The organism is Pelistega europaea, assembly GCF_013133775.1.
Lineage (GTDB): Bacteria > Pseudomonadota > Gammaproteobacteria > Burkholderiales > Burkholderiaceae_B > Taylorella > Taylorella europaea.
Window position 1 is genome coordinate 46,434 of record NZ_JABGBO010000012.1, and the last position, 26,370, is coordinate 72,803.

The window sequence follows — 26,370 nt, forward strand, 5'->3', positions numbered from 1 at the left end:
CTTTTTTGCCAAACTACCCACTATATTTTCACTCCATTATTCCATTGAGCTGAGTGAACCGCACATTAAAACCCCTGCTTATTGAGCTTTGAAAAGCAAGACAATATGTCACAAGGAAGTCATAGATGTTGCCATGGTGAGGATGCTGTGCAAATGCACGGCATCCCAAGGCACCCAGGAGGTTCAGTTAAGAGAGCAAAAGCCTTTTTAAAATCCTTCTAATGATATAGAAGGAGCAAAAGTTTCTAGCATTTGCTTAAACTCTGTCTTAATACGCTTTAAGCTCTCTGCATTACGCCCTTCAAAACGAAGCACTAGCACAGGAGTGGTATTAGAAGCACGTGCCAAACCAAAGCCATCTTCGTATTCTGCACGAATGCCGTCAATCGTAATGATGCGCTTGGCTGTAGGAAGAACAGCTTTCTCTTGTAAAGTCTTAACCAACGCATGGGGTTGCCCCTCAGCCATTTGTACTTTAATTTCTGGAGTACTCTCATCTTTGGGGAGTGCTTCAAGAACAGCTGAAGGATTATCATAGGCTGAGAGAATCTCAAGTAAACGAGTACCAGTATAGAGCCCATCATCAAACCCATACCAACGTTCTTTAAAGAAAGTGTGTCCACTCATCTCCCCACCAAGAGCAGCATCGGCTTCTTTCATCTTTTGTTTGATAAGGGAGTGTCCTGTTTGCCACATTAGGGGGTGTCCGCCTGCTTGCTCAACCTGCTCGCCTACATGTCGACTGCATTTGACATCAAAGACAATCGTTGCACCAGGAACACGGCTAATCACATCACGACTATAAAGGATGAGTTGACGGTCTGGCCAAATGATTTCTCCTGACTTGGTTACAACACCAAGACGGTCGGCATCGCCATCAAAAGCTAATCCTAATTCGCAGTTGGTATTTTTGACATGAGTAATTAAGTCTTCCAAATTGTGAGGGTCTGCAGGGTCTGGGTGGTGATTAGGAAAGTTGGCATCAACCTCGCAAAAAAGCTCATCCACTTCACAACCCAAAGCTCGAAATAAGCTTGGAGCCACTTTGCCACCTACGCCATTACCAGCATCAATAGCAATATGCATAGGGCGTTTAAGTTTGACATCACTAACGATGCGTTGAATATATTCAGGTATGATGTCTGTTGTAATCTCAGCAGCGTTTTTATTAAGCAATGGTTGTGAGCTTAATGCTTGCATTTCATCATATAGTGCAGTAACGCTGGCACCGTAAATAGCTTTGCCATCAAGCATCATCTTAAAACCATTGTATTCGGGAGGGTTATGACTACCGGTGATGGCTACACAAGCACCAATCTCATGAGCATAAGTGTAGTAATACACTAAAGGGGTAGGTACCATGCCGATATTGACGACTTCTACCCCTTGGTCTCGAATGCCCGCAGATAACCCTTGAGCAAGTTCAGGACTACTATGGCGACCATCAAAACCCACTACACATTGGGTATGCCCCAACTGGTGGGCACGCTGACCGAGGGCGCGTCCTAGTAAGAAAGCAAAATCTTTATTAATCTGTGAAGGGAAAATGCCACGGATATCGTAGGCTTTAAAAACGCTAGAAATCATTATTATTCAACCTGTTTTTAGTGTAATAAGAATAGTACAATATTATCTCCTGTTTTTTGGTTAGAATGAAACTATCCTCATTAAAACAGTAAATTTTTTATTATTTATTTCAGGATTTTTATGTCGTTGTTAGCTGAGCTTCAGGATATTGTAGGTGTCGAACATGTGCTTAAAGGAGATGAAACCGCTCCCTATCTGACTGATTGGCGTGGACGTTATACAGGTAAAGCCCTTGCTGTCGTGCGTCCTGCTGATGTAGAAGAGGTGGCTGCTGTGGTGCGTGTCTGCTTGCAGTTTAATACCCCTATCGTGACACAAGGGGGTAATACTGGATTGTGTGGAGGAGCCACACCGAGCAATAAAGGTGATGCGGTTGTGGTGTTGATGACAAGGCTTAATAAAATTCTGGAAATTGATACCGATAACGACACAATAACAGTACAAGCAGGATGTGTATTGCAAACCGTTCAAGAGGCAGCTGTACAGGCGGGGCGTTTATTTCCGCTAAGCCTGGCTTCAGAAGGGAGTTGTACCATAGGTGGTAATTTAGCCACCAATGCTGGTGGTACTCAGGTGCTGCGTTATGGTAATGCACGTGAATTAGCATTGGGATTGCAGGTGGTCACGGCAGATGGCGAGATTTGGAATGGTTTACGAGGTTTGCGTAAGGATAATACGGGTTATGATTTACGTGATCTTTTTATCGGTAGTGAGGGAACATTAGGTATTATTACAGCAGCTACTTTGAAACTTTATCCATTGCCAGTAGCTCGCAGTACAGCGTTTTTAGCATTTAATAGCATTGCCGATGCGGTTAAAGTGTTATCTCGTGCTCGGCATGGGTTTGGTTCAGCACTGACAGGATTTGAGTTAATTTCAGCTTATTGTCTGGGGATTGTCGCACAAGTGTTTCCCCAAATTAAATTACCATTTTCTCCTGATAAATCACCGTGGTATGCTTTATTAGAGATTTCGGATAATGAGAGTGAGGATCATGCACGTGGGCGTTTTGAAGCAGTCATAGGAGATGCACTAGAAGCAGGCGAAATTGTAGATGCTGTGATTGCAGAGACAAGTGCTCAAAGTCAAGCCTTGTGGCATATCAGGGAGAGTATTCCTCTTGCTGAGGCAGCCACAGGCAAAGGCATTAAGCATGATATTGCTGTACCAGTCTCCAAAATTCCAGAGTTCATAGCACATACGAACGCTTTGTTGCAGGCCCGGTTTCCAGGGGTGCAACATATTATATTCGGTCATCTAGGAGATGGTAATCTGCATTATAATGTGGGAGCCGCTCCAGGGCAGGAAGAAGGGTTCTTGTCGTTGCAAAAAGATGTATATAAAATTGTTTTTGATAGTGTTTATGCGGTTAATGGCTCAATTTCTGCTGAGCATGGAATAGGTCAACTTAAAAAAGATTTACTTATTGACTATAAAGATGAAGTAGAATTAGCCTTGATGCGCAAAATAAAAAGGGTATTAGATCCTCATGCGTTGTTTAATCCAGGTAAGGTGATTAGTAGTGTTGAGTTTTAAAACGTGGGTATGTGGAGTTTTGTTGGCACTCTCACCAACAGTATGGTCACAACCTGTCGATGTAATGAGAAAACCGTGGCTGGCAGAAGAATTAAAGCAATCTGTCGATGCTGATGAGGTGTATAGTATCCTAGCAATAGAAACAGCATTTTTTGAGGAAAACTATGCTTTTGCAGCAAAGGAGGCCCTGAATTTTACTAAGTATCACCGGGTCAGCCCTCAAATTGTTGAAATAGCAGTGAATTATTACTATACCGAGGGTGATTATGAACATGCTTATGAGGCTGTAAAGTATTGGTATAGGGCCTATCCAGACAATGACAATGTTCGCACGTGGTATACCACTTTACTTGGACAAACTGGGCGAGATAAAGAATTTTTGCGTGCTTTACAACAATCTTTACGTAATGCACGACCTGAGGCACTTAAGGACAAACTGCATTCCAACGCATTGATTTTAGAAGAAATTCGTGATGAGCATAAGGCGTTGGCTTTTTATGAGCAGATGACGGCCCCTTTTCATTTGCAATCAGCAGATTATCATGTGTTGTTTTCAGACTTTGCGGCAAGGGCAGAGAAGCTTGACTTGGCGTGGAAAGAAGCATTTAAGGCATTAGAGGTGGATAAAAACTCCGAGGAGGCTGCCTTACGAGTTTTGTTCCTATCACAGGGAGGAAAAAGAGAGCAAGGCATGCGATTCGTGCAACAGTTTCTCAATAAGCATCCACAATCACGCAACCTCTATCTCAATTACATTAGTGCTTTGACAGAAGATGGAGAGTATAACAACGCGATTAAAGCAATTAAGCGTATGCAGAAAGTCTCTCCTGAAGATTTTGATTTGTTGTACTTTCAGGCGCTTATTCACTATGATGCTCAGCAGTGGTCAGATGCACGTCGAGTGTTAAATCAGTTTATCGATATTCAACAACAGCGCCAGAAATCGCTGCCCAAGGATAGCAGCACTGCAGATGAGAAATTATTGGATGCACGTAAACTGCTTGTTTCCATTTACAAGGCTGAGAAAAAATATCGTTTAGCATTAACTGAGTTGAACAAGATTCCTGATCAAGACCAAGATGCAGAACTGCTCATGGAGAAAGCACGTCTGCTAACAGCATTAGGATCAGTACGAGAAGGGCTATCTATATTGGATATGGCTTCACAGGCTTTTCCTGAAAATCGAGGTGGTTTTTTATGGTTAGGTGGGAACCTACTCAATGAGTCAGGGCGTACTGATGAAGCGATTGTTTATTACAATGATGCTTTAAAAGAATTACCTAATAATGCTGATATTAAGTATGCACTGGCGATTTTATATGATAAGCGTGGTGAGGTGTGGCCTGCAGAGAAATTGCTAAGAGAGGTTATGCGTGAAGAGCCTGACTTGGCTGATGCGTATAATGCTTTGGGCTATATTTTTGCTGACCGTAACTATAATTTGGAAGAGTCTCAGGAATTACTGGAAAAAGCATTGATGCTAGATTCCGCTAACCCCTACATTATGGATAGTATGGGGTGGTTGCAATTTAGGTTGAAAAATTATGACGTTGCTTTGGAGTATTTAGAACGAGCTTTTGATGAAAAACCAGAAGCTGAAATTGCAGCTCATTTAGCTGAGGTGTATGTGGCTAAAGGAGATCAACATAAAGCAAGGGAAACGTTAAAAATTGGTTTGCAAGATGATGCGAGTAATGCAGTTTTGCGAGAGACTATTCGACGGCTAAACTTGGGGGTGAAATAATATGAAAAAATGGTGGCACTATGCAGTATTAGTGGTTATGGTGGTATTGAGTGCTTGTAGCTCTCTGGAGAATCGCACAAAAGCAGAAGGGGAGGGAGCAGCATCTATTAGTTCTCAACTGCATAGAGAAGGGCGTTTTTCGGTATTAGTCTATGATAAATCAGAAGAGAGAAATACTGATTCTGTGCAGGGAGGGTTTGATTGGCAGTCAACGGGGCAGCATGTTGTTTTGGACTTAAGTAATCCGTTGGGGCAGGTGCTTGCTCGTATTGAGGTGCGGCCTGGATTTTCCCGTTTGACAAGGGCAAATGGGGAGGTTTTTGAGGCAGAGCATCCAGACATGCTTGTCCAAGAGGTGATTGGACGTGTTTTCCCTGTTAGTGGTTTGCAATATTGGATTCATGGCAAACCAATGCCTGATTTAACATTAGAAGCGGCTGAGTATGATGGGCAACACAGGTTAACAAAGTTTACCCAAGCCGGCTGGACAGTCGTTGCTCAGAACTATGATGCGGAAGGTCCTAAGCGTTTTCAGTTGGTGAATCAACAGGCGGTTGAACGCATCACCATCCGTATTGTGATGGAGTAAGAGAAGCGAATTAAGAGTTTGTTTTTTTACTGAATTACTGGGATACTCTAAGATTTTGAGGTTTACCTAAAATAAGGATTAAATCAGTAAGGAGTAGCCTTAAATTTCTGTTGATTTTAATGATTTTTTCATATAAAGGGTAAAAATGTCAGAAGCTTTGTCAGCCCAAGTGGAAGTACAGGCACCAGCTAAATTAAACTTATTTCTTCATGTGGTTGGGCGCACTGAGAATGGCTACCATAATTTGCAATCTCTTTTTACTCTTATTGATTTGTGGGATGTCTTACGTTTTTCAGTGCGTAAAGATGGGCTTATTCGGCGTTGTAATGAGATAGCGGAGATTCCTGAGTCAGAGGATTTGGTGGTCCGTGCTGCTAAGCTCTTACAAGCTCACACTGGCTGTTCGCTGGGAGCAGACATCGAAGTGTTTAAACAAATCCCTAGTGGTGCTGGATTAGGTGGAGGATCTAGTGATGCGGCAACTACATTGATGACACTTAATCAGTTGTGGGGGACTGGGCTCTCTAATGAAGCATTGCGTGCTTTGGGAGTACAGTTAGGTGCTGATGTTCCATTTTTTATTTTTGGCAAGACAGCTATTGCTACGGGAGTTGGTGAGCAGTTGATGGCTTTTGATTTGTCTCCTTTGTATTATCTTGTCGTGCGTCCTCATCTATCTATTCCTACTTCATTGATTTTTAAAGATAAAGACCTGGTGCGTAATAGCCCTATATTGTCAGCAAAAGAGTTGGCACAAGGGCGTATATTGATGGAGCAGGCACAACATTTTGCACGCAATGATTTAGAAGCCGTGGTTTTGAAATTATTCCCTGAATTGGCTGTACTGATAGCAGGATTACGCGGTGAAGCAGGAGTTGATTTACGAATGACGGGATCGGGTTCTTGCTTTTTTGCTCCATTTTTGTCTTTAGAAAAGGCTCAAGAAGCGAGGGATAGGGTAGTAGAGTGGCATGCACATCACCCCTCTGCATTAAAGATAGAAGGACTTTTTGTGGTTAAATCAAAATAAGAGGTTGTAAAGACTAAAGACCACTTTAAAAAGTTAAAAGTTGCTTATAAACAACACTAAAATAAAAAATATAGTGGTTTTGGCTTTGAGTGCTTTTCAAGAGAAGAAAACTCTGTCATAATTTAGTTCTTGTCAGGCAGGCAATTTAAGCAGTCTTGATAAAAATAAAGAGTTGGGGCGTCGCCAAGCTGGTTAAGGCACCGGATTTTGATTCCGGCATGCGAAGGTTCGAATCCTTCCGCCCCAGCCACCATATGGACCGTTTATGCTACATCCTATAGAGGCTGTTGGATAAGCGGTTTTTTATTTTTAATTCCTCACTTCTTCCTCATTATCATGGCCGATAACAATTTCATGATTTTCACTGGTACAGCAAACCCCAAGCTGGCCGTCGATGTTGCTAATCACTTGGATATGTCACTAGGAAAAATGACCGTAGGCCGTTTCTCTGATGGCGAAGTGATGGTAGAAATCCTCGAAAATGTCCGCGGACGCAATGTCTTCATCTTACAACCAACCTGTGCACCTACCAATGATAATCTTATGGAAATCATGGTGATGGTCGATGCGTTACGCCGTGCTTCAGCTGGTACAATCACAGCGGCGATTCCCTATTTTGGTTATGCTCGTCAGGATCGTCGTCCTCGTTCAGCACGTGTGGCAATCACGGCTAAGGTTGTGGCTAATATGCTCCAGTCAGTAGGAGTTGATCGTGTATTGACGATGGATTTACATGCTGACCAAATCCAAGGTTTCTTTGATATTCCTGTAGACAATATCTATGCGAGTCCTGTTTTGCTAGCTGATATTGCTCGCCGTCAGTTTGAGGATTTGGTTGTAGTGTCTCCTGATATAGGTGGTGTGGTGCGTGCACGTGCACTGGCCAAACAATTAGAGACCGACCTGGCTATTATTGATAAACGTCGTCCTCGTGCTAATGTCTCTGAAGTAATGAATATTATCGGGGATATTGATGGACGTACTTGTCTCATTATGGATGATATGGTGGATACAGCAGGTACCTTGACCAAGGCGGCTACTGCTTTAAAAGAGCGTGGGGCCAAAGCTGTGTATGCTTATTGTACTCACCCTGTATTATCTGGAGCAGCAATTGAGCGTATTAGTGGTTCTGATATTGACGAATTGGTTGTGACAGATACAATTCCTTTGACCGATGCAGCTAAACAATGTGGTAAAATTCGTCAATTATCTACTGCTGCTTTATTAGGTGAAACTATTCTGCGTATTTCTACAGCGGCATCAGTAAGTGCCATGTTTGCTGAGTAGTGACAAGTTTTTGGGTTGTGGCTGGTCGCGGCGACAACCCTTTTCGTTGCTCCGTTGTTTTGACGGAGTTTTTATTTAACTGATGTAACAACGACGTTTGACTTGTGCGATATTTTGAGAAATGCACAAATTTTAGCGTAAGAGTTACGTTTTATTTTGGAGTTATCCATGAAATTTTCTGCAACTACACGTAGCGTACAGGGATCGAGTGCGAGCCGCCGCCTGCGCCGTGCTGGTCGTTTGCCAGGTATCGTTTACGGTGGCAAGGGCGAAGCAACTAGCATTGAATTAGATCACAACGAAATTTTCCATGCTGTGCGTAAAGAAGACTTTCACTCTTCAGTTCTTGAAATGAACCTAGACGGTAAAGTTGAAACTGTGTTATTACGTGCTGTTCAATGGCATGCTTACAAACCACAAGTATTGCATATTGATTTCCAACGCGTTGACGCTAATCAAAAACTTCACACTAAAGTGCCTTTCCACTTTGTTGGTGCAGAGGAGTCTCCTGCTGTTAAAGGTAGTGGCAACCAAGTAGCTCACATCGTTACTGAAATTGAAGTTTCTTGCTTGCCTAAGGATCTTCCACACTTTGTTGAAGTTGATTTGTCTAAACTAGAGGCAGGTGGTGTTGTTCACCTAAGCGATGTTGCTCCTCCTAAAGGTGTTGAATTCATCGTTCACGGTGATGATCCTGTTCTTGCTTCTGCTGTTGCTCCTAAGGGTGCAGTGGAAGGTGAAGAAGAGTCTGCTGAAGAAGCTGCTCCAGCAGCAGAACCACCAGCAGCAGCTGAATAATTTTAGCTGTCTACACCACCAGAACGGTAGTTTAGTTTTTATAGGCTTACATGTTGTGGTGGTTTTCAAACTAATAAAACCCAATGTATCTTTCTACATTGGGTTTTGTTTTGGGTACAGACTTCCCATTATTCCTCTGGCATAGCATCCATAAAGGCATGGCGACTCTGATGGTACTGCTCCTCGCTTTCGCCTAATCGCCAAAATGGTACAGCATAGCAGTATCGAGCAGGAACTTGCCATTGTTGGCGTACGATATGCCGTAATGAATCCACCATAGCGGCCTCTCCAGCAATCCAATAGCGGGCATTTTCCGTCTCAGGACGACATTGAGAGAACTGCTGTATTAATGCTTCTAGTGAATGGTCTGGTGTAAAAGTATGGATTTTGACCTTGGTAGGTTTTTGTAAATTTTTGGGGGTATCGGATTCACAAGGTAGCCATAGCAATACATCACCATAGGTTGTTTCAGGTAAGTCTGCCAGAATAGCGGTAATTGCAGGTAATGCACTTAAATCGCCAGCAAGAAGACAGGCATCAACACCACCTTCAAATAAATTTTTATCGCGAGGAGGGGTAATGCCAATCGTTTGTCCTATCTGTACATGCTCTGCAAAAGTAGAGGCAGGACCATTTTCTCCATGTAATACGAAATCAATACTTAAGCTACAGGCTTGCCTGTCAAAACCACTTAAGGTATAGGAGCGTTTGATGGGTGCTGTTGCCTTGTTTAACCAACGTGGACCTCTATCTGTTATTTGAGGCAGTTCGGGTTTGGTTTGTCCTGGCAGGGGAAGAAAAATCTTAATATGTGCCCCATTACGTTCAAAGGGGTAATCAAAGAGTTCAGCATTATGAAAGACAATACGACGCAGATTGGGGCTAATATCATACCAGCTTTGTACTTGGATTAACCGTGGTCGTTTAGGGTTAGAAAAAGATGTTGTATCCATTGATGTATTCTATGATTTAAGTGTTGATAGATTTAAACTTTCGGCATGTGTCTATGAGGATTGCCGCAGTTTTTTGAGCAGTTATCATGGTTGTCCTTTTGTTGTGTTTGTAGGGGTAGTTGTAGCAATATCAATGGCACGTAAAAATGAACCTGAAAATAGGCTACCATGGGTGTCATTAGGATAATCTTGATAGTGTACTTTTAAGCCAGGCAATGCACTTAATCGTTGTGCAAATTGACGATGTAATTCAGGTGTAGCTGTAGCAGCTGCTTTTTCTCGTGCCTGAATTAGTTTTTGTTGTTCTGCATTTTGACCGACTTTCTTGCGTTCTTTACCACTTTTTTCTATCCAAAGTTGGGTGTGATGAAACTGAGGTGATTGTGCGAGAATGGTATCCATTTGTTGCATGAAAAGCCCAGATTGCCACCATAATGAGGGGTCTGCAGCAATATATTGTGAGAAACCAGCTTGATGGAATAGTGCATAAAGTACAAACAAACCTCCGTAGGAGTGCCCCCAGAGCGTCTGCTGTTGAGTATTTAAAGGGACTAATTTAGCGACTTCTGGGCGAATCTGTTGAGTAATCAGTTGCAGGTATTCTTCTGCGCCACCGTTTTTGCGACTAGGATTTAAAGCGTCCACAAGAGGCTTCCCATCGGTGTCTGGTGGAGTATAGTCATAGGCACGAGCATCTCCATCTAGCCTTAAATTGTTGGCAGGTGCAATGAAGACAAAAACAAGTGGAGACTCCACTGATAGCCGTCGTAATTGCTGTGCATTTAGTAGCTCTGGTAAGGCATTGCCGTCTAAGGCAAATAGTGCTGGAAATCCTGTAGCTGTGGGTTTTCTATCAGGGATAAGAATATGCACACGATGACGAGGGGCTCCTTGAGCATCCTTAAAATCCACTGTTTGAAAACGATACCCAGTATTTTTTTGAGTAAAAAGACTTAAATCCGCTTGGCGAGTCATATCAGGCGGAGTATTTGCTTTTGTGTGTGCTAGGCTGTTGACAGCCGGTAAGACTGCCAACAGTAATGAGACAATAAAATAACGTATCATTTTTGAATTAAACGAGCATCTGCATTAAAACCGCGTTTAGCATCAGGTTTTGCAGTATTAAATTCACGGAAAGTGCTGTTGATAGAGACTTTGAGTGGTTTGCCATTAATATCAGCAGAAGCAGAAAGTTTCACACCACCGCCACTTGTTTCACCACTTTCCATATCAGGTAATTGTAATTCATCTACTTTCACTGTGACATTAGCAAGTTGAGCTTCTTTTTTTACAATTTGTTGTCCACGAGGGCGAATCTTGTCTTCTTTTTTGAATTCAGGAACATCAGTCTTGTCAATGATTAGACCCAAGGCAAGGACAGAGGCATGGTCAAGTTCAACTTTTCCATCCTTGACAGGGATTCCCAACAATAATTTAATGCCACGGTGGATATGACGGCTATCCATCCAGCCGTTTCCTTCTTTAAGAGGAAGGGCATCGGCGGCTAATGAATAATTACGACTCATTACTTGGATTTTATAGCCAGGAACTTTTTCTTTGCCTAATCCATCATAAATATCATTAACTAACTCTGGAGCTGTTCCTTGTGCATTGCCAAGTACACGAGCTGAGGTTTCAAAAACGCTAACGTCTTGTCCTGCATAATTGACGGTTTGCTGATGCCCAAACCCTTTAGCTAAGGTTACAGAACTAGCTAGACTGAGAGATGCGGCCAAAAGTATCTTAGAAAATCTTTTCATTTTGATAACATCCTATTAAAAAATTGATGTATATGGCTTGTAAGAAAATTAAGGCATACTCATATAAAAAAGGAGTATGAACTGTTTAAGTACAGAATCCCATTATCATAAACAGCCAATATAATATTGAGAATGAGAATTATTATATATAAATAAAAGAAAAAAGGGAAAGTCATTCAGGGGCTTTCCCTAAATTTCTGCTTCCTCCATCTGCTTTATGGGTGCATGATGGAGGCTAGTCATCATCATAAATACTTATAAGCATTCATAAGAAAACTAGAAGTTAAGTCTTAGACTAGCGTAGTAAGAGCGTCCATGTTGGTTGAAGGTTTGTGCATTAAATGCTGACTCATTGCTGCGATAGAGTTTTTTATCAAAAATATTACTTACACCAACACGAACTTGACCATGTTTCCATGTATAGCCTACATTAGCTCCAACAATGCCATAGCTTGGTACCTCAAGAGATTGGGTATAGCGAGTCTCTAGGTTTTTAGTGGCTACACTACGCGGTTTAATACGTCCGTATTGTGTGTAGGTAATATTGGCATCCCAGTTCTCATTAGGAATCCATGAGAGGGTACTGTTAACAGTATATTTAGGGATTAATGATAATGGGTTGCCTTGATAGTCTTCGGATTTTTGCATATAAGTGAAGTTAGTACTCCATTTAAGGGTATTGTGTAGTGGAATCACAAGATTTCCTTCTATCCCTGCAATAGTTGCACTAGGTGTATTTACCCATTCTAAAAAACTATATTGTGTGGCTGTAGTAGCTCCCCCTCGTCCTCCAGAACCACCACGTCCACCGCTTCCACCAGAAGAGCGTACAGTAAAATCATCTACAGCATAATCACTTGCAGTAATTTTATTGGTATAGTGGTTATGGAAATAGGTGAGAGACGCTTGATAGCCATTTTTCTGAAATTCAATGCCCATCATGTGTCAATGCAAAAGACTCGCGATAAATACGTGAGGTTTCTTCTACTCCATCTGCTAGTAGCTGTGAGGTAATACCACCTGCATTACTATTTTGTGTATCACCATTATAGATATTACCTTGGCGACTAAAGCTTGCATCTAATGTCAAACTATGATTATCATTTAGCTTCCAGTCAAAGCGTGCTGCAATATCTTTATTACGCACTCCCTCAATACCTGCAGCAGTAGCAGATCCAGCAGCACTGTTAATAGTAGGAGAGTCTGCATCAGTTTTGTTCATGCTACCATAGATGCGGAATGCCAATTTATCATTGACAATAGGACCACTAAATAAGAAACCTATACGGTTAGTGGCTCCTTCATCGCTATCTTCAGGACGATTAGTATAGTAGCTGACATAACCAGAATATTCATTGGTGATTTTCTTAGTAGTAATATTAACCACACCACCCATTGCACCAGAGCCATAACGTGCTGCAGCAGGGCCGCGAATGACTTCAATAGACTCAATTGCTTCAGGTGGAACCCAATTACTATCGCCAGTGGTGTTGCGTTCTCCGCGCATACTGATTCGAGCTGTATTGCGTGAGGTGACAGGTTTGCCATCAATAAGAATCAGAGTATTTTCTGGACCCATACCACGTAAATCAATTTGGCGCTTGTTACCGCGCTGTCCTGATGCTGTATTTCCTGTTAGATTGACACCTGGCATAGTACGTACAATTTCGGATATATCGTTAACAACAGGGGTACGTTCCAAATCTTTGCTTGTAATAATTGAGGCTCCTAGCGATTGTTGTAACTGTTGTTCTGCAGTAGCATAGACTTTATCAAGGGTAACAACACTTGTGTCGTCCGTAGAGGGTGTTGTGTTGGTTGTTGTGGTATTGGTTGCGGTGTGTACGGTGTCTGGGGTTGATGGGGATGTAGCAGATTGAGCATATACTGTGCTACTTAGTAAAAGGGATAAAACAGACAAATGCAGAGGGGTTGACTGCATGAAATCTCTCCTATATTAGGGTTAAAAAAGTAGTTTCATTATGCTTTATTGATAATCAAAATGAGAATTGTTATCACCAATAACAATTTACATTATGAAATAATTTTGGCTTTGCTAATGATGGCATCAATAAAGGATGTTAGAAAATAGCCAGAAAAATAAATTCATTTCTTTTACATTTAGTAATTTATCAGTGTGATTTGAAATAATAACGCTGTTTGAAAACAACGCTAGTAACAGAGTTTATCTGTCTGAGAAAAAAGAAGAAATCCCTGCTAGGTGGATGATTAGATTAAAATACGCTATTCACATCACAGGAATTACTATGTCAGATATTTCAATTCGGTTGATTGTGGGGCTAGGGAATCCAGGTCCTCAATACGAAGCAACTCGTCATAATGTAGGGTTTTGGTTAGCGGATCAAGTAGCGGAAGACTATAAGACAAACTTTGCCATGGAAAGTTCATTACATGGTCAATTGGCAAAGTTTAAGACCTTAAATGGCAATGTTTATGTACTCAAGCCAACTACCTATATGAATCGTTCTGGGCAGGCGGTACGTGCGGTAGCCCAGTTTTATAAAATCTCTGTTGAGGAGATTTTGGTATTGCATGACGAACTGGATATTCCTCCAGGTGAGATTAAGCTAAAAAAAGGTGGCGGTCATGCTGGGCACAATGGTTTAAGGGATATCCAAGCACAGATGGGAAGTCCTGAATTCTGGCGTTTGCGTATTGGTGTGGGGCATCCACGCACACTGGGACTAGCACAACAGGTCGCCGATTATGTGCTACATCCACCCCGTAAGGAAGATATGTCACTCATTGAGGGGAGTCTGACTCGTGGTAGGGTTAGCATAGAGGCTTTATTAAAAGGGGATAAAAATCTTGCTTCACGTGCATTAGCAGCCCCTAAAAATGGTTAATTTATCGACAAGTGGGCTAATCATAGTGTGATAATGGGTACTTGCCATATAGCAAGGGATAAAGTGCATATGCATTCTATGTTGGCATACCCATGGTATTTATGGAAAATAGCAATAACAAAAGGATTAAAACCTATGAAAAATAACAGCATTTCTTTTTTTCAAGATTTGCACGACTTTTTGCAGTACATAAAAAAACCTTCTCTCGGTGTGCGTTTACCCGTGCGTCGTGGGGATGGTTGGTGGAGTGATTTTAAAGTACATACATCGTTTAAGCTATTGTGGAAGTGGTTGTTTTTTCTATGGTTTTTTAATATGGTAGTGCTTGGACCTCTGGCATTAGTTGCGTCAGAAGAGTTAGGGGCCACACACCGGATTAAAGTGGATACCCCCTATCTGGTGCTACTAGCTGCGGTTTGGGCTCCTTTGGTAGAAGAGTTGCTGTTTCGATATGGATTGCGCCGTCCTAAGCTAGCATTGGTATATATTCCTTTGTTAATTTTTGTCTTTATTAGCAAAATGCTCTGGCTAAATATTGCCATCGTAGGATGTATTGTCCTGTCATTTGTGCTATTAGACTTAAAAAGGCAAACTGGTGAGGCTCAAGCTCTACCTTTTGCTTGGAGGCAACGGTATTGCACTTTCTTTCCGTGGGTATTTCATGGTTCAGTTTTGGTTTTTGCGAGTTTGCATTTAATGAATTATGAGTTACCTGCACTAGGTGATATGTGGCTCTTGCCATTTTTAATTCTCCCACAATGGCTAACAGGCATGGTTATAGCGTGGATGCGTGTGCGCGATAGTTTTGCTTGCGGAGTGGTGATGCATGCCTTATTTAATGGGGTGCCAGTATTGTTACTATGGATGGCTTTGCAGTTTGTTCCCGCAGAAGCCTTGTCATGGATGTTTTCATAGAGTGAATTTTGCTAAAATCATTCTTACTGTATTTAGTTGATGTCTCTTAACATAGAGACTTTTTATTTTTAAGGATTATTATGGCTTTACAATGTGGCATTGTTGGTTTGCCTAACGTGGGAAAATCCACACTTTTTAATGCGTTGACAAAAGCAGGAATTGCAGCAGAAAACTATCCTTTCTGTACGATTGAGCCCAATGTGGGTATTGTAGAAGTACCAGACCCTCGTCTAAATCAGCTGGCTGAAATTGTAAAGCCTGAGCGTATTTTACCTGCAACAGTAGAGTTTGTGGATATTGCGGGACTTGTGGCAGGGGCTTCTAAAGGAGAGGGTTTAGGGAATCAGTTTTTGGCCAATATCCGTGAAACAGATGCGGTTGTGCATGTAGTGCGTTGTTTTGAAGATGCGAATGTTGTTCACGTGGCTGGTAAGGTTGATCCAGTCAATGATATTGAAGTGATTAATACGGAATTAGCTTTAGCAGACTTGGCAACAGCTGAAAAAGCATTATTAAAATCACAAAAAGTAGCCCGTGCAGGTGATAAAGATGCACAGAAACTCACGGCAGTACTAGAGAAAATCGTTCCTGTATTAAACGAAGCCAAAGCCATTCGTTCTCTTGGTTTGGATGAAGAGGAGCTTGCTGTAATTAAGCCTTATGGTTTTATTACAGCTAAGCCTGCGATGTATGTGGCTAATGTGAAGGAAGATGGTTTTGAAAACAATCCCCATCTAGAGGCAGTGCAAAAATATGCTGCTGCCGAAAATGCTCCAGTCGTTGCGGTATGTGCTGCTATTGAAGCAGAAATTGCTGACTTGGATGATGCCGATAAAGAAATGTTTTTGGCAGATATGGGTATGGAGGAACCTGGTCTAAACCGAGTAATTCGTGCTGGCTTTAAATTGCTAGGATTGCAAACTTATTTCACAGCAGGAGTCAAGGAAGTACGTGCATGGACCATCCATGTTGGCGATACAGCACCCAAAGCAGCAGGGGTTATTCACTCTGATTTTGAGCGAGGTTTTATCCGTGCTCAGACAATAGCTTTTGAAGACTTTATTCAATATAAAGGTGAGCAAGGTGCAAAAGAAGCAGGCAAGATGCGTGCAGAGGGCAAGGATTACGTTGTTAAAGACGGTGATGTATTGAACTTCTTGTTTAATGTTTAGTGTTTCCAATAAAGGGTTGGTTTGAGGATATGGGATAAACCAACTCTTGTTGTTGATGTAATAAGTCTCCCTGATGTTTGCTTGGTATGGTTGTCTATGATGGCCAATAGGATGTAAGCAATGAAAAAATGGTTTAAACGTATAGTTATCAGTTGTGTTGTCTTACTGATAGTTGCCTTTATTGGGGTTGCTGTTTTTATTCTAAATTTTGACCCTTCAGCTTATAAGAATAAATTAGCGCAACTAATCAAAACACAATATAACCGTGAGTTGGTGGTAAACGGTGATATTGACTTATCATTGTTTCCACGTATTGGTTTGACCGTTAACCAGATTTCTCTATCAGAGCCAGGTAGTCAGGAGCAGTTTGTCGCCATTGATAAGGTGCGATTAGCGGTTGCTCTCTGGCCCCTTGTGTCCAACCGATTCTTAGTGGATCACTTGGCGATTGATGGTCTTAAAGCTAATATTCGTCGTGATAAGGACGGTACCTATAACTTTGAGGATTTATTGCGTTATTCCCTCCAACCGCAGCAGGAGGCAGGAGGCAAGAGTGGGCTGGATTCAGACTCATTACAGCAACGGGTACAGAACACCGACTTCAAAATTGATATTGCTGGTCTGACTTTAAACCACGGTGTTTTACACTATCAAGACACAAAAAATAATCTTGTTTTACAGGATATGACCATTAGGACAGGACGTATCACAGAGGGGCAACAGTTTGATTTAAATCTTGCAGGGCATTTGACCGGACAAGAGAATCAAGTAGATGCTCGCCTTGAAATTAATGGGTTGATGCTGCTTAAGCCTCTTAATCAAACATATGCGTTTAACCGCCTGAGTGCAGACCTTAAAGGGAAATGGGGGACATTGAATCTTACGCAAGCTAATATCAAAGGCAATGTTTCTATAGATACATTAGAGAATGCTCTTAAAGGGACTGATTTAGATGTGCGAGTACTTGGAGAAGGCACAGAAAAGTCAGGTATTAAAACGGTTTCTGCCACACTATCAGCTCCAAAGCTTAACTATAACGTGAGTGATTTGAGCTTAGCATTAGATAACTTAAAATTTAATTCTAAAGTAGATAGCAAGGATAAACAAAGTCTTTCTATCTCTTTTGATGCTCCTGCACTTGATATTTCTCCTAGTGGTGCAGGGGGAAAACCATTAACGGGTAAATTGCAAATTAAAAGTCCTGTTAAGCAGGTGGATTTAGGATTCTCCCTTGATAAGATGACAGGGACGGCAATTTTGTTGAATGTAGACAAAATTAACTTATCGGGGAGCTACAAAATTGATGGGGATAAATCTATTGGTCTTGATTTATCATCGTCAGGTCAGATTAGTGTATTTAAACAGTCAGTTGAATTACCTGATTTATCGGGTGGTCTAACCTTGCAAGAGCAGCAGACACAAACCATTCCGTTAAAAGGCCATATTCAGACTTTATTAGGGGAGCAACGTGTTAATTTCTTCCTTACTGCCTTAGCTACTCAGGGAAGTATTGATGTACAAGGAAGCATTGAAGACTTGTTCCACCCCCGAGTGAGTTTTGATGTGAGTGGTAATCAAGTTGACCTAAAGGCTTTCCTACGTGATGTACGTTTGCCTCTAGGAGGGGAGCGTAATTCAGCTAATTCAGTTAAACCAGCTGCAGACACTGATACATCTACACAAAATAACTCTTTAGCCAATGCTAATAACTCTGCAACCACAGCAGAGAGTCAATCAACAACAAGTGCCGCACAAGATGCTAGTGTCGATACAAAAATGACTCTTGCCGAGGGGAACAGTAGTCTGACTTTAAAACAGGAACTTCTATCCCGTTTAAGTGGGGTAGGGACCTTTAACTTCAAACATATTTCTTATGATAGAGTGGGTCTAGACAATGTGGGGGCGACTTTATTGTTCAATCATAGTGATGTAAAAGTTAAATCTGTTCGTGCGGATATCTATGGCGGCAAACTTTTTGCTAATGGAGAATACTCTCTCAAGAATCAGGCATTGACAGGTGATGTTAGCCTGAGTGATATTCAAATTGAGACACTTCTTTCTTCTGTGACAGATAATCCAAAATTAAGTGGTATAGCACAGATGAAAGCTGAGTTCTCCTCTCGTGGGGATACCGAGGAGGCGTTGCTTGATGCATTGCACGCCAAGCTGGCTATTACAGCAAAGCAAGGTAGAATTCAAGGGGTGAACATTGATGAGATGCTTTCACAACCTCAGGACTATGCCAATCCTTGGGATTTATCAGCTTCTTTAGCAAGTGAAGAGGGGATAAGTACTGACTTTAACCAGATTGTTTTAGAGTCTCAATGGCAAGATAAGCAGTTGTTAATCCAGAAGTTTACAGTTTCTACACCGACTTTAGTGCTAAATGCTAAACCCAATGTGGGGAATTATCATCTTGGTATGGATTATTTATACCTGCCTGCCACGTTGAAAACAAAACGTCCATTTAAAGTAAAAAGAGGCTCTGTTACTGTCCAGGTGAAAAGTGTGGAGTTACCAGTGTTGATGTTGGGACCGTTATCTTCACCTGATGTGAAATTGCAGTTAGATAAATTATTAAATCGATAAAAAATTAGTGTAGTGGAAAATTATATAAACACAAAAGAGCCTATGATAAGTTATACCCCAATTATGCACTGTCCTGCGGTAGTGGGAAGAGAGATTGACAAGGAATACCAACATCGTTGGGTGATAGTAGATGCCCAGAAGCAGGTAGTGCCAGCAACCACCCCTAAGCTTGCAGATATTCAGGTGGATATTAAGTTTGGTTATTTAGTCCTTCGAGCAGAGGGGATGCTACGTCTTGATATTCCTATGGAAGTTATTGAAGATGATGAGAGTGCATTTGAATGGATAACCATAACACAAGATGCACCAACCGTACGAACTGTGAGTGAGGGTGACTTAGCCGCACAGTGGTTTAGTGTGTACTTAGGGCAACCTGTCCGCTTGATGAAAAAAGTATAAAGGTAGCAAATATATTTGTAAGCCACCATGACTCCCCCTTGTTTGGTTGAAAAACAAGGGGAATCTATTTAAAAGGAAAAACAGCGTAAGAATAATGGGTGGCTCAATAGAGACTATTTTTTAGCCGCTTGAAGACGTTTGAACTTTTCCATGAGCTGCTCAGGAGTCTCGCTCCATTCGGGATTGGGATGAATACAGTCTACAGGACAGACAGACATGCATTGAGGTTCATCATGGTGTCCGACACATTCAGTACACTTTTCTGGTTGGATAATATAATATTCAGGCCCCATATAAATTGCATCGTTGGGGCATTGGGGTTCACAGACGTCACAGTTGATGCATTCGTCATCAATAATGAGTGCCATAATTTCTTACTACCTACTATTTGAGCGCTTGTTTGCGAGCTGCCACCTTCTCAATAAGCCAGCGTTCGACAGAAGGGAAAACGAATTTACTCACATCACCACCCAACATGGCAATTTCTCGGACAAAAGTTCCAGAGATGAATTGATATTGGTCAGAAGGTGTCATGAATAGCGTTTCAACATCAGGAAGCTGGTAACGGTTCATACCCGCCATTTGGAATTCATATTCAAAGTCAGACACTGCACGTAAGCCACGGATAATAACGCGAGCATTTTCTTGGCGTACAAAGTCTTTGAGTAAGCCATCAAAAGTCTTAACAGTGACATTAGGATAATGTCCTAATACCTCTTGAGCGATGCTTAGACGTTCATCTAGTGTAAAAAATGGATTCTTACCGCGACTGGCTGCTACGCCGACAATAACTTGTTCGAAAATACCAGAAGCACGGCGCACTAAATCCTCATGACCTCTTGTAATTGGGTCAAAAGTACCAGGATAAACAGCAATTAACATGAGTGTCTCTCTCACCAAAAAATATAACTCCCCCCATTTTAGCATATTGTGCAGTGCAACGCTTTATTGCATGAAAACGTCGTCAGGGAATACTGGTGACACAATAAAGTTCTGGGTAAGACCTGCCCGTTGTATATTAATTGACGTTACTCTACATATTCGAATAGATGGAAAAACACCATGCCAGCTTTTGACTCTCTAATCAGTTCAAATGGAGCAGGTAGGGCTTGTGGCTTATCAGATTCAATATATACTAGCCCATTTGGTTTGGTGATGTTGGGAAGAAAGGGTTTTACTTGCTCTAATAAGTCACTTTGAAATGGTGGGTCAAGCATGACTAAATCAAAGCGTGATGCATCCATGCGATTAAGTACTAGTAGAGCATCATGACTGTGGATACGTACTTGTGATAAGTTAAATTTATCTCTGATAGCACGAAGATTCTGTAATGCTTTGGGGTGGGGCTCTACCATTTGTACATGAGATACACCACGGGAAGCTGCCTCAAAACCCAATGCTCCAGTCCCTGCAAATAAATCCAATACAGCTTTGTCTGCATATTGCCCTTGCCAGAGATGTTGTATCCAGTTAAATAGGGTTTCTCGTACTCGATCAGGCGTAGGGCGCAGACCAGGCACATCAGCCACAGGTAGCTGCATACGTTTTAAACTTCCGCCGATAATACGAATCTTTTGAGGGGTATTTTTGATTGCTTTGACCATGGGTGAAATACTATCTATTAGAATGACAGAATTATACTATCTTATGTGCTTAGCGTTTATTTGAGTGACAACAGAGGACAGAGTCAGTAGCTAGATGCCCAAAAGAAAACAGTCAGTTAGGAGCCAGATAATACAAGCTGTATAAATTAGATTAGTGCTGATGAGGTTGGAAAATTCTTTTTTAACGTTAAAATATGAGGATTAAAAGTAGTCATTATTTTTCAGGAAAGTATGGGATATGTTTAGTTTTTTTAAACGTTGGCGTTCAGGGGATAAGAATAAGACTGAAGATAAAGCACAGCAAGAGCAAGTAGTAGAACAACAAGCACATGAAAAAGTTGTATCTGAAGAGGGGATTAAGACTCCTAATTCTTTTCTTTCTAGTGAGAAATTAGAGAGTAAAGTAGAACTTAAAGAGGAAGATTCTCAGGCAGTGGAGGTTGTACCTAATCCTGTAGAGATTCCTGCACCCACAGTGGTGCCAGAGCCTGCGGTTCCTACCGTATCGAATCTACCAGACCTACCTGCACCTGGCTCTGATGGTAAAGTGCGTATCAAAATTAACCTTAATGACTTTGCCCCTCCTATTTCTGATGAGGAACTGGAGGCAGCTGCACTTGCTGAAATTCCAGAAGATAGTCCATTACGTTATCAAACAGAATCTGAAGAGATTGCTGCGGTTTTAGAGGCTGATGACCCAGCCCATGATGAGAATGAGGAGCCTGAGAATATCGTCACTCATAGCAATGATATAAAAGAGATGACGATGAACTCAAGCCTTGAGTCGGAGAAGGTTCCACATGAGAAAGGGGATATAACTAGTGCTTTGGAAGAAAGCGAGACACTGTCCAGTAAAACTGTAGCCACAGTCACAGAAGTCCATAGTGATGAAAACGGTGAGGAAACTGTTCATAGTGCCACTCCAGTATCGGAAAAGCAATCATGGCTGTCTCGTCTGAAAAAAAGCCTATCACGTACAGGTTCAGGGATTAGTGCTTTATTCGTTGGTGTTAAAGTCGATGAGGATTTGTTTGAGGAGCTTGAAACAGCCCTGATTATGGCTGATGCCGGAGTGGAAGCAACACAATCCTTACTGAGCAAATTACGCACTAAAGTAAAAAAAGAACGTATAGAAGATGCAGCAGAAGTGAAAAAAGCTCTGCATGGCTTGTTGACGGAGCATCTTAAACCACTTGAGAAGCGTTTTGTGTTGGATCAAGATATTACCAATGTGGTGATGATTGCTGGGGTCAATGGTGCAGGAAAAACAACTTCTATTGGTAAATTAGCGCATCATTTCCAGGCTAGTGGTGCTAGTGTATTACTTGCCGCGGGTGATACTTTCCGTGCAGCAGCGAGAGAGCAGTTGATAGAATGGGGTTCTCGCAATAATGTACAGGTTATTGCTCAAGATGGGGGAGATCCTGCTGCGGTAGCGTTTGATGCTGTAAATGCAGGTCGTGCTCGCAAGACCAATGTGGTGATGGTAGATACAGCAGGTCGCTTGCCAACACAAACCCATCTCATGGAAGAGCTAAAGAAAATCAAACGGGTTATTGGAAAGGCAGACAATACCGCACCACACGAGATATTGCTTGTTGTTGATGGTAATACAGGTCAAAATGCCATTGCACAAATTCGTGCATTTGATGCTGTATTAGGGCTGACTGGCTTAGTAGTTACTAAATTGGATGGTACAGCCAAAGGTGGTACACTTGCGGCAGTAGCTGCTGGCAGTCAAGGTGTGCGTCCTATACCAGTGTATTGGATTGGAGTGGGTGAGTCTTTACACGATTTACAACCCTTTGTGGCCAGTGAGTTTGCTTCGGCTTTGCTAGGGGAGTAGCATAAGTTTACAAAGCATGCATTATTTATCCCCTATAAAGAATAGAATGTTGATTCTTCTTTATAGGGGATTATTATTGCTATAAAGCTACTTATGAAGTGGCTATTAAGCCGGTCCAAATGGTCAATTTGGACAATGGTTTAGATAGTATGATAGGGCTCGGTATTAATCAAAAATAATTTTCTTGGGTAGGCGTTTTAATGCAACATCTGCCTCCCGTTTTAAATCGGTCAACTGTGCAGATAACCAGCCCACTGCAAACCATGCCTCAGGGTGTTTATCCGTGATGCTGGTAAAGTAATTTAAGGCGGTGGCATGATCATTCAGTGCTCCAAATACTTCTTGTGCATGAGCAAGGCGTTTGACATAAGCGTTTAGATTGGCGTGTCCTTCTACCCCTTCGTAAACATTTAAACCATAACGCATACGTTTGATACGCTTGCGTAAATCATGGTAAGCCTCAATATTTTTACGGTCGTTATGTTTCCAATGAGAGATAATTGCTTTATTCCATTTATTAAGGCGTTTTTCTAGGGTTTTACGTAGCCCTTGTTGTGCTTGTTTACTTGGAATGAGAGGGATGATACTCATCGCGGGCATATCAGTGGCTACTTCAAGTCCTGTGGTAGTAATAATGCCTTGATCACTGATGCTGGATAGTGCTTCTGTTGTTGCAGGGGCATTTGTATTAGTACTGGAGTCTACGCTGTTATCTGCAATAGTGGTGTGAGAGGGTAAGGCAAACTTTGTTGCTGCATCAGTCTCATGAGCATTTAAGTTGGTATCGTTTTCTGTTGTATTAACCTCTTTTCCAAAGTCAATAGTGCCAGACTCAGGTGGGTTGGAGATTGGTTGGTTGGACTCCTTGCCCATGTTGTCTTCGGTAATTGGGTCTGTCAATGGTGTCGTAGCCACCCAAGCCAGTAGTTTTACCAAGAACACTTGGAAACGGCTGTCACGTGCCATGTCGGTTGCACTACGGCCTTGGTAGTGATCAATCTCAATATTTGGCATACCAGCTTTTTGTAATGATGGCATGATAGATTCAAGCATGACATCAGTATCACGTGTCGCCCCAAATTGAGCAAGAAATTGTTTTAACTGTGTCTGTAATGCAAGGTCAGGCAAATGTGCTGCACCATTAAATAAGCGCCAGTTAGAAGCAAGGCGACGCATACCAATGCGAAGCTGATGTACATGCTCTGGAGAGGCGACAGACAGTACTCCTGCGGTATCTACCTCTGCTAAATAGGCTGCATTCATTGCTATTTGTTCAATACATTCTTCGGTGAGGCGACAAAGGGCTTGTGTTGAATTAAGATGTTTTTCTAATGCATAGGGTCTTGCTTTACGCTCAGCCCAAAAGCGAGCAGTTTCTTGAGACTCGACGTGAGGTTTAAACTCATCATCCACTTCATTAATTTTTGCCATCATAGAGGCCAGCGCATCTCCGCGGTGAGATTTAGTGCGAGTGTCTAGAATTAAGTCATATTGCTTAATCCAACGCAGACCAATATCAAAAATAGCTTGGACATCTCCAGACTTAAGCTCAAACTCAACTTCATTAAGTGGTAATTCAAGACGTCCAGCACGAATAAAACCAGTATCATAGGCAATTTCTACACGTCCAGTACGGGTGCGTTGTATCTTATAAAGACGTAGCACGTCTGTCTCATAACGCAACTCTAGTGGTTTAGTCAACTTGGCTAGAATGGTTTCAGCTGCAGTGCCTGCATATAAACTTAAATCTAATACAGGTCCTTGACGACGATGATTCATCTCAATACGACTTAAACTATTAGCTCCAGCCATTTTAAGTGTTTGCACCCATTCATCACCTTCTTGTCGAAGGCGAATAGCAACCTTGGCTTTAGCGAGTTGGCGGTCGCTGGTATCAAAATACATGGCACGTAGGCTGATTTTGTCAGCCTTGCCAAGATATTTTTGAATCTTATGGCGACTATGCTGTGGGACATGCAATTTAAGTTCTTGTTCAGACATAATGTGAATATTGGACGTAAAATTAAAACCCCATCTTAACACTTTCTTGGTGTATAGATAGGGTTTCCTTGTCTCATTAGGGAAAGCAATGAGAATATGTCATGTCATAAAAGTCTTAATCTAAGAGACAAGAGCTATAGACATGAAAAGATTAATTGCTCATAGAGGTAACTTTAGCTTGTATATAGTTCTCCAAGACGGTTTTTTGTTGGGGAGTAAATAGTAATCCCAATCGTGTACGACGCCATAAAATATCATCAACAGAAAGTGCCCATTCTTGCTCAATTAACCAATTCACCTCAGATGCATATAAATCATGCCCAAAGTTTTGCCCCATATCAGCTTGATTACCAGATAAAAAGGCATGTACTAAATTACCATAAGCCTTGGTGTAGCGCATGGCGAGTGCATCAGATATCCACGGATATTGTTGGGTAAGTTGTTGTGCAAATTGCTCTGGAGTCTGAATATCTCCACCAGGAAGTTTTTCGGTGGATGTCCACGCTTTGGGCTTGCCAGTAAAGCGAGCCAGCTTTTCAAGAGCATGTTCAGCTAGACGACGGTAGGTGGTAATCTTACCCCCATAAATAGACAGCAATGGAGGTTGTGAGCTGTTGCCTCCACTTAAATCAAATACATAATCACGTGTTACGGCAGAAGCAGAACCAGTGCTATCATTGTAAAGTGGGCGTACCCCAGACCAAGCAGAAATCACGTCAGCACGTGTAAGTGGTTTAGTGAAATAGCCGTTGATCAACTCAAGTAGATAAAGAATTTCTTCTTCACTAATAACGACGTTAGCAGGGTCGCCAGTGTAATCTACATCAGTGGTTCCAATCATGGCAAAATGATCACGGAATGGTGTAGCAAAGACAATACGGTTATCTTTGTTTTGTAATATATAAGCATGGTTGCCAGGATAGAATTTGGGAACCACTATGTGACTTCCCTTCACAAGACGTAGTTTGTCTGCTGCTTGTTGTGGGCGAATCAGTTTTTCAAGTTGGGAAACCCAAGGTCCAGCTGCATTAATTAATATTTTCGCGGATGCTTGGAATGAACTACCATTATCCTTAGTGATAGTAATATGCCATTGCTGATCATCATGAGAAACAGCGGTTACTTTGCTTCGTGTCAGTATAGTTGCACCATGTTGACGTGCACTCATAGCATTAAGGATAACAAGACGAGAGTCATCTACTTGACAGTCTGAATAAATAAAGCCTGTCGTATAGTGGTCTTTTAAAGCCTTACCGTAGTCATTTTCTTTGCTTAATGAAATGCCAGAAGAACCAGGTAGGCGTGCAGAACGCTTGGCAAGATGGTCATATAGGAATAAACCACAACGAATCATCCAAGCAGGACGAAGGTGCGGTTCGTGAGGTAAAACAAAACGTAGCGGTTGCACAAGATGCGGCGCAATATCCAAGAGCGTTTCACGCTCGGACAAAGCCTCACGAACAAGACGAAACTCATAATGTTCAAGATAGCGTAATCCACCGTGAATAAGTTTGCTACTGGCAGAAGATGTGGCACTGGCAAGATCATTTTGTTCGCAAACAAGCACTTTTAGACCTCGGCCTGCTGCGTCCCTTGCAATACCAACACCGTTGATGCCACCACCGATGATGCAAATATCATATTGGTGTTGAGAGCTAGAAGATGACATAAAAATACTACGAAAAAAGGGTTA

At 41.8% G+C, this 26,370-nt stretch carries 23 protein-coding genes and 1 tRNA gene; 13 read left to right on the forward strand and 11 right to left on the reverse strand.

All coding sequences use genetic code 11. The features are described 5' to 3' along the window. Positions 1-207: 207 nt before the first annotated feature. A complete protein-coding gene (locus HKX40_RS10025) occupies positions 208-1,587 on the reverse strand; it encodes a phosphomannomutase/phosphoglucomutase (RefSeq protein ID WP_171589444.1) in 1,380 nt (459 codons plus the stop codon). Positions 1,588-1,707: 120 nt separating this feature from the next. On the opposite strand from HKX40_RS10025, the gene HKX40_RS10030 reads away from it, so the two are divergent. The 7 genes from HKX40_RS10030 to HKX40_RS10060 all read left to right on the forward strand — a co-directional run bounded on the left by HKX40_RS10030 (position 1,708) and on the right by HKX40_RS10060 (position 8,571). Continuing rightward, on the forward strand, positions 1,708-3,123 hold the full coding sequence (locus HKX40_RS10030; RefSeq protein WP_171589445.1) for an FAD-binding oxidoreductase: 1,416 nt from the start codon (positions 1,708-1,710) through the stop codon (positions 3,121-3,123). Continuing rightward, complete coding sequence (locus tag HKX40_RS10035) at positions 3,110-4,867, forward strand: tetratricopeptide repeat protein (protein ID WP_171589446.1); 1,758 nt, start codon at positions 3,110-3,112, stop codon at positions 4,865-4,867. Before HKX40_RS10030 ends, HKX40_RS10035 begins: the two co-directional genes overlap by 14 nt. Before the next feature lies 1 nt (position 4,868). Further along, a complete protein-coding gene (gene lolB / locus HKX40_RS10040) occupies positions 4,869-5,456 on the forward strand; it encodes a lipoprotein insertase outer membrane protein LolB (protein ID WP_171589447.1) in 588 nt (195 codons plus the stop codon). A gap of 145 nt (positions 5,457-5,601) precedes the next feature. Next, the gene (gene ispE / locus HKX40_RS10045) at positions 5,602-6,486 is read left to right on the forward strand and encodes a 4-(cytidine 5'-diphospho)-2-C-methyl-D-erythritol kinase (RefSeq protein WP_171589448.1); all 885 of its coding nucleotides are present in this window, start codon (positions 5,602-5,604) and stop codon (positions 6,484-6,486) included. Positions 6,487-6,659: 173 nt separating this feature from the next. Further along, positions 6,660-6,736, forward strand: a tRNA-Gln gene (locus HKX40_RS10050). An 86-nt stretch (positions 6,737-6,822) separates the two neighbouring features. Next, positions 6,823-7,773 (forward strand): ribose-phosphate pyrophosphokinase, encoded by a 951-nt coding sequence (locus tag HKX40_RS10055; protein ID WP_171589449.1) that lies wholly within the window; start codon positions 6,823-6,825, stop codon positions 7,771-7,773. Positions 7,774-7,941: 168 nt separating this feature from the next. Next, positions 7,942-8,571 (forward strand): 50S ribosomal protein L25/general stress protein Ctc, encoded by a 630-nt coding sequence (locus HKX40_RS10060; RefSeq protein WP_171589450.1) that lies wholly within the window; start codon positions 7,942-7,944, stop codon positions 8,569-8,571. 128 nt (positions 8,572-8,699) lie between these two features. On the opposite strand, the gene HKX40_RS10065 is transcribed toward HKX40_RS10060, so the two are convergent. From HKX40_RS10065 to HKX40_RS10660, 5 genes are all read right to left on the reverse strand, one after another. After that, entirely contained in the window at positions 8,700-9,524 is an 825-nt protein-coding gene (locus HKX40_RS10065) for a siderophore-interacting protein (protein WP_171589451.1), read from the reverse strand. 84 nt (positions 9,525-9,608) lie between these two features. After that, positions 9,609-10,589, reverse strand: a complete 981-nt coding sequence (locus tag HKX40_RS10070) for an alpha/beta hydrolase (RefSeq protein ID WP_171589452.1) — start codon at positions 10,587-10,589, stop codon at positions 9,609-9,611. Further along, positions 10,586-11,284, reverse strand: a complete 699-nt coding sequence (locus tag HKX40_RS10075; protein WP_171589453.1) for a hypothetical protein — start codon at positions 11,282-11,284, stop codon at positions 10,586-10,588. The genes HKX40_RS10070 and HKX40_RS10075 overlap by 4 nt, the downstream gene beginning before the upstream one ends. A 276-nt stretch (positions 11,285-11,560) precedes the next feature. After that, positions 11,561-12,226, reverse strand: a complete 666-nt coding sequence (locus HKX40_RS10655; protein ID WP_216605232.1) for a TonB-dependent receptor domain-containing protein — start codon at positions 12,224-12,226, stop codon at positions 11,561-11,563. Further along, positions 12,213-13,226: a TonB-dependent receptor plug domain-containing protein gene (locus tag HKX40_RS10660; RefSeq protein WP_216605233.1), complete on the reverse strand. Its 1,014-nt coding sequence runs from the start codon at positions 13,224-13,226 to the stop codon at positions 12,213-12,215. The genes HKX40_RS10655 and HKX40_RS10660 overlap by 14 nt, the downstream gene beginning before the upstream one ends. Before the next feature lie 325 nt (positions 13,227-13,551). On the opposite strand from HKX40_RS10660, the gene pth reads away from it, so the two are divergent. From pth to HKX40_RS10105, 5 genes are all read left to right on the forward strand, one after another. Next, a complete protein-coding gene (gene pth, locus HKX40_RS10085; protein ID WP_171589454.1) occupies positions 13,552-14,151 on the forward strand; it encodes an aminoacyl-tRNA hydrolase in 600 nt (199 codons plus the stop codon). 135 nt (positions 14,152-14,286) lie between these two features. Next, positions 14,287-15,066 carry a CPBP family glutamic-type intramembrane protease gene (locus HKX40_RS10090; protein ID WP_171589455.1) on the forward strand — a complete coding sequence of 260 codons (780 nt, stop codon included), beginning with the start codon at positions 14,287-14,289 and terminating at the stop codon, positions 15,064-15,066. Positions 15,067-15,146: 80 nt separating this feature from the next. After that, a complete protein-coding gene (gene ychF, locus HKX40_RS10095) occupies positions 15,147-16,238 on the forward strand; it encodes a redox-regulated ATPase YchF (protein WP_171589456.1) in 1,092 nt (363 codons plus the stop codon). A gap of 120 nt (positions 16,239-16,358) precedes the next feature. Continuing rightward, positions 16,359-18,827 (forward strand): AsmA family protein, encoded by a 2,469-nt coding sequence (locus tag HKX40_RS10100; protein ID WP_171589457.1) that lies wholly within the window; start codon positions 16,359-16,361, stop codon positions 18,825-18,827. Between the two features lie 42 nt (positions 18,828-18,869). Beyond that, entirely contained in the window at positions 18,870-19,226 is a 357-nt protein-coding gene (locus HKX40_RS10105; RefSeq protein WP_171589458.1) for an MOSC N-terminal beta barrel domain-containing protein, read from the forward strand. A gap of 113 nt (positions 19,227-19,339) precedes the next feature. Here the strand turns inward: HKX40_RS10105 and HKX40_RS10110 are convergent, their stop codons facing one another. The 3 genes from HKX40_RS10110 to rsmD all read right to left on the reverse strand — a co-directional run bounded on the left by HKX40_RS10110 (position 19,340) and on the right by rsmD (position 20,830). Beyond that, positions 19,340-19,594 (reverse strand): YfhL family 4Fe-4S dicluster ferredoxin, encoded by a 255-nt coding sequence (locus HKX40_RS10110; protein ID WP_171589459.1) that lies wholly within the window; start codon positions 19,592-19,594, stop codon positions 19,340-19,342. Positions 19,595-19,610: 16 nt separating this feature from the next. Then, positions 19,611-20,108, reverse strand: coding sequence for a pantetheine-phosphate adenylyltransferase (gene coaD, locus HKX40_RS10115; RefSeq protein ID WP_171589460.1), 498 nt, complete (start codon positions 20,106-20,108; stop codon positions 19,611-19,613). Between the two features lie 146 nt (positions 20,109-20,254). Then, positions 20,255-20,830, reverse strand: a complete 576-nt coding sequence (gene rsmD, locus HKX40_RS10120; RefSeq protein WP_171589461.1) for a 16S rRNA (guanine(966)-N(2))-methyltransferase RsmD — start codon at positions 20,828-20,830, stop codon at positions 20,255-20,257. Positions 20,831-21,068: 238 nt separating this feature from the next. Between rsmD and ftsY the strand changes: the two genes are divergently transcribed. Beyond that, complete coding sequence (ftsY, locus tag HKX40_RS10125; RefSeq protein WP_171589462.1) at positions 21,069-22,676, forward strand: signal recognition particle-docking protein FtsY; 1,608 nt, start codon at positions 21,069-21,071, stop codon at positions 22,674-22,676. A gap of 165 nt (positions 22,677-22,841) precedes the next feature. On the opposite strand, the gene HKX40_RS10130 is transcribed toward ftsY, so the two are convergent. After that, positions 22,842-24,677, reverse strand: a complete 1,836-nt coding sequence (locus tag HKX40_RS10130) for a CYTH and CHAD domain-containing protein (RefSeq protein WP_171589463.1) — start codon at positions 24,675-24,677, stop codon at positions 22,842-22,844. 151 nt (positions 24,678-24,828) lie between these two features. Further along, positions 24,829-26,346, reverse strand: coding sequence for a glycerol-3-phosphate dehydrogenase (glpD, locus tag HKX40_RS10135; protein ID WP_171589464.1), 1,518 nt, complete (start codon positions 26,344-26,346; stop codon positions 24,829-24,831). Between the last annotated feature and the right edge of the window lie 24 nt (positions 26,347-26,370).

Bases quoted from the DNA above. Each gene is read 5' to 3' on its own strand.
- HKX40_RS10025 (WP_171589444.1), bottom strand. From the start codon at position 1,587: ATGATTTCTAGCGTTTTTAAAGCCTACGATATCCGTGGCATTTTCCCT.
- HKX40_RS10030 (WP_171589445.1), top strand. From the start codon at position 1,708: ATGTCGTTGTTAGCTGAGCTTCAGGATATTGTAGGTGTCGAACATGTG.
- lolB (WP_171589447.1), top strand. From the start codon at position 4,869: ATGAAAAAATGGTGGCACTATGCAGTATTAGTGGTTATGGTGGTATTG.
- ispE (WP_171589448.1), top strand. From the start codon at position 5,602: ATGTCAGAAGCTTTGTCAGCCCAAGTGGAAGTACAGGCACCAGCTAAA.
- HKX40_RS10055 (WP_171589449.1), top strand. From the start codon at position 6,823: ATGGCCGATAACAATTTCATGATTTTCACTGGTACAGCAAACCCCAAG.
- HKX40_RS10060 (WP_171589450.1), top strand. From the start codon at position 7,942: ATGAAATTTTCTGCAACTACACGTAGCGTACAGGGATCGAGTGCGAGC.
- HKX40_RS10065 (WP_171589451.1), bottom strand. From the start codon at position 9,524: ATGGATACAACATCTTTTTCTAACCCTAAACGACCACGGTTAATCCAA.
- HKX40_RS10070 (WP_171589452.1), bottom strand. From the start codon at position 10,589: ATGATACGTTATTTTATTGTCTCATTACTGTTGGCAGTCTTACCGGCT.
- HKX40_RS10075 (WP_171589453.1), bottom strand. From the start codon at position 11,284: ATGAAAAGATTTTCTAAGATACTTTTGGCCGCATCTCTCAGTCTAGCT.
- HKX40_RS10655 (WP_216605232.1), bottom strand. From the start codon at position 12,226: ATGATGGGCATTGAATTTCAGAAAAATGGCTATCAAGCGTCTCTCACC.
- HKX40_RS10660 (WP_216605233.1), bottom strand. From the start codon at position 13,226: ATGCAGTCAACCCCTCTGCATTTGTCTGTTTTATCCCTTTTACTAAGT.
- pth (WP_171589454.1), top strand. From the start codon at position 13,552: ATGTCAGATATTTCAATTCGGTTGATTGTGGGGCTAGGGAATCCAGGT.
- HKX40_RS10090 (WP_171589455.1), top strand. From the start codon at position 14,287: ATGAAAAATAACAGCATTTCTTTTTTTCAAGATTTGCACGACTTTTTG.
- ychF (WP_171589456.1), top strand. From the start codon at position 15,147: ATGGCTTTACAATGTGGCATTGTTGGTTTGCCTAACGTGGGAAAATCC.
- HKX40_RS10100 (WP_171589457.1), top strand. From the start codon at position 16,359: ATGAAAAAATGGTTTAAACGTATAGTTATCAGTTGTGTTGTCTTACTG.
- HKX40_RS10105 (WP_171589458.1), top strand. From the start codon at position 18,870: ATGATAAGTTATACCCCAATTATGCACTGTCCTGCGGTAGTGGGAAGA.
- HKX40_RS10110 (WP_171589459.1), bottom strand. From the start codon at position 19,594: ATGGCACTCATTATTGATGACGAATGCATCAACTGTGACGTCTGTGAA.
- coaD (WP_171589460.1), bottom strand. From the start codon at position 20,108: ATGTTAATTGCTGTTTATCCTGGTACTTTTGACCCAATTACAAGAGGT.
- rsmD (WP_171589461.1), bottom strand. From the start codon at position 20,830: ATGGTCAAAGCAATCAAAAATACCCCTCAAAAGATTCGTATTATCGGC.
- ftsY (WP_171589462.1), top strand. From the start codon at position 21,069: ATGTTTAGTTTTTTTAAACGTTGGCGTTCAGGGGATAAGAATAAGACT.
- HKX40_RS10130 (WP_171589463.1), bottom strand. From the start codon at position 24,677: ATGTCTGAACAAGAACTTAAATTGCATGTCCCACAGCATAGTCGCCAT.
- glpD (WP_171589464.1), bottom strand. From the start codon at position 26,346: ATGTCATCTTCTAGCTCTCAACACCAATATGATATTTGCATCATCGGT.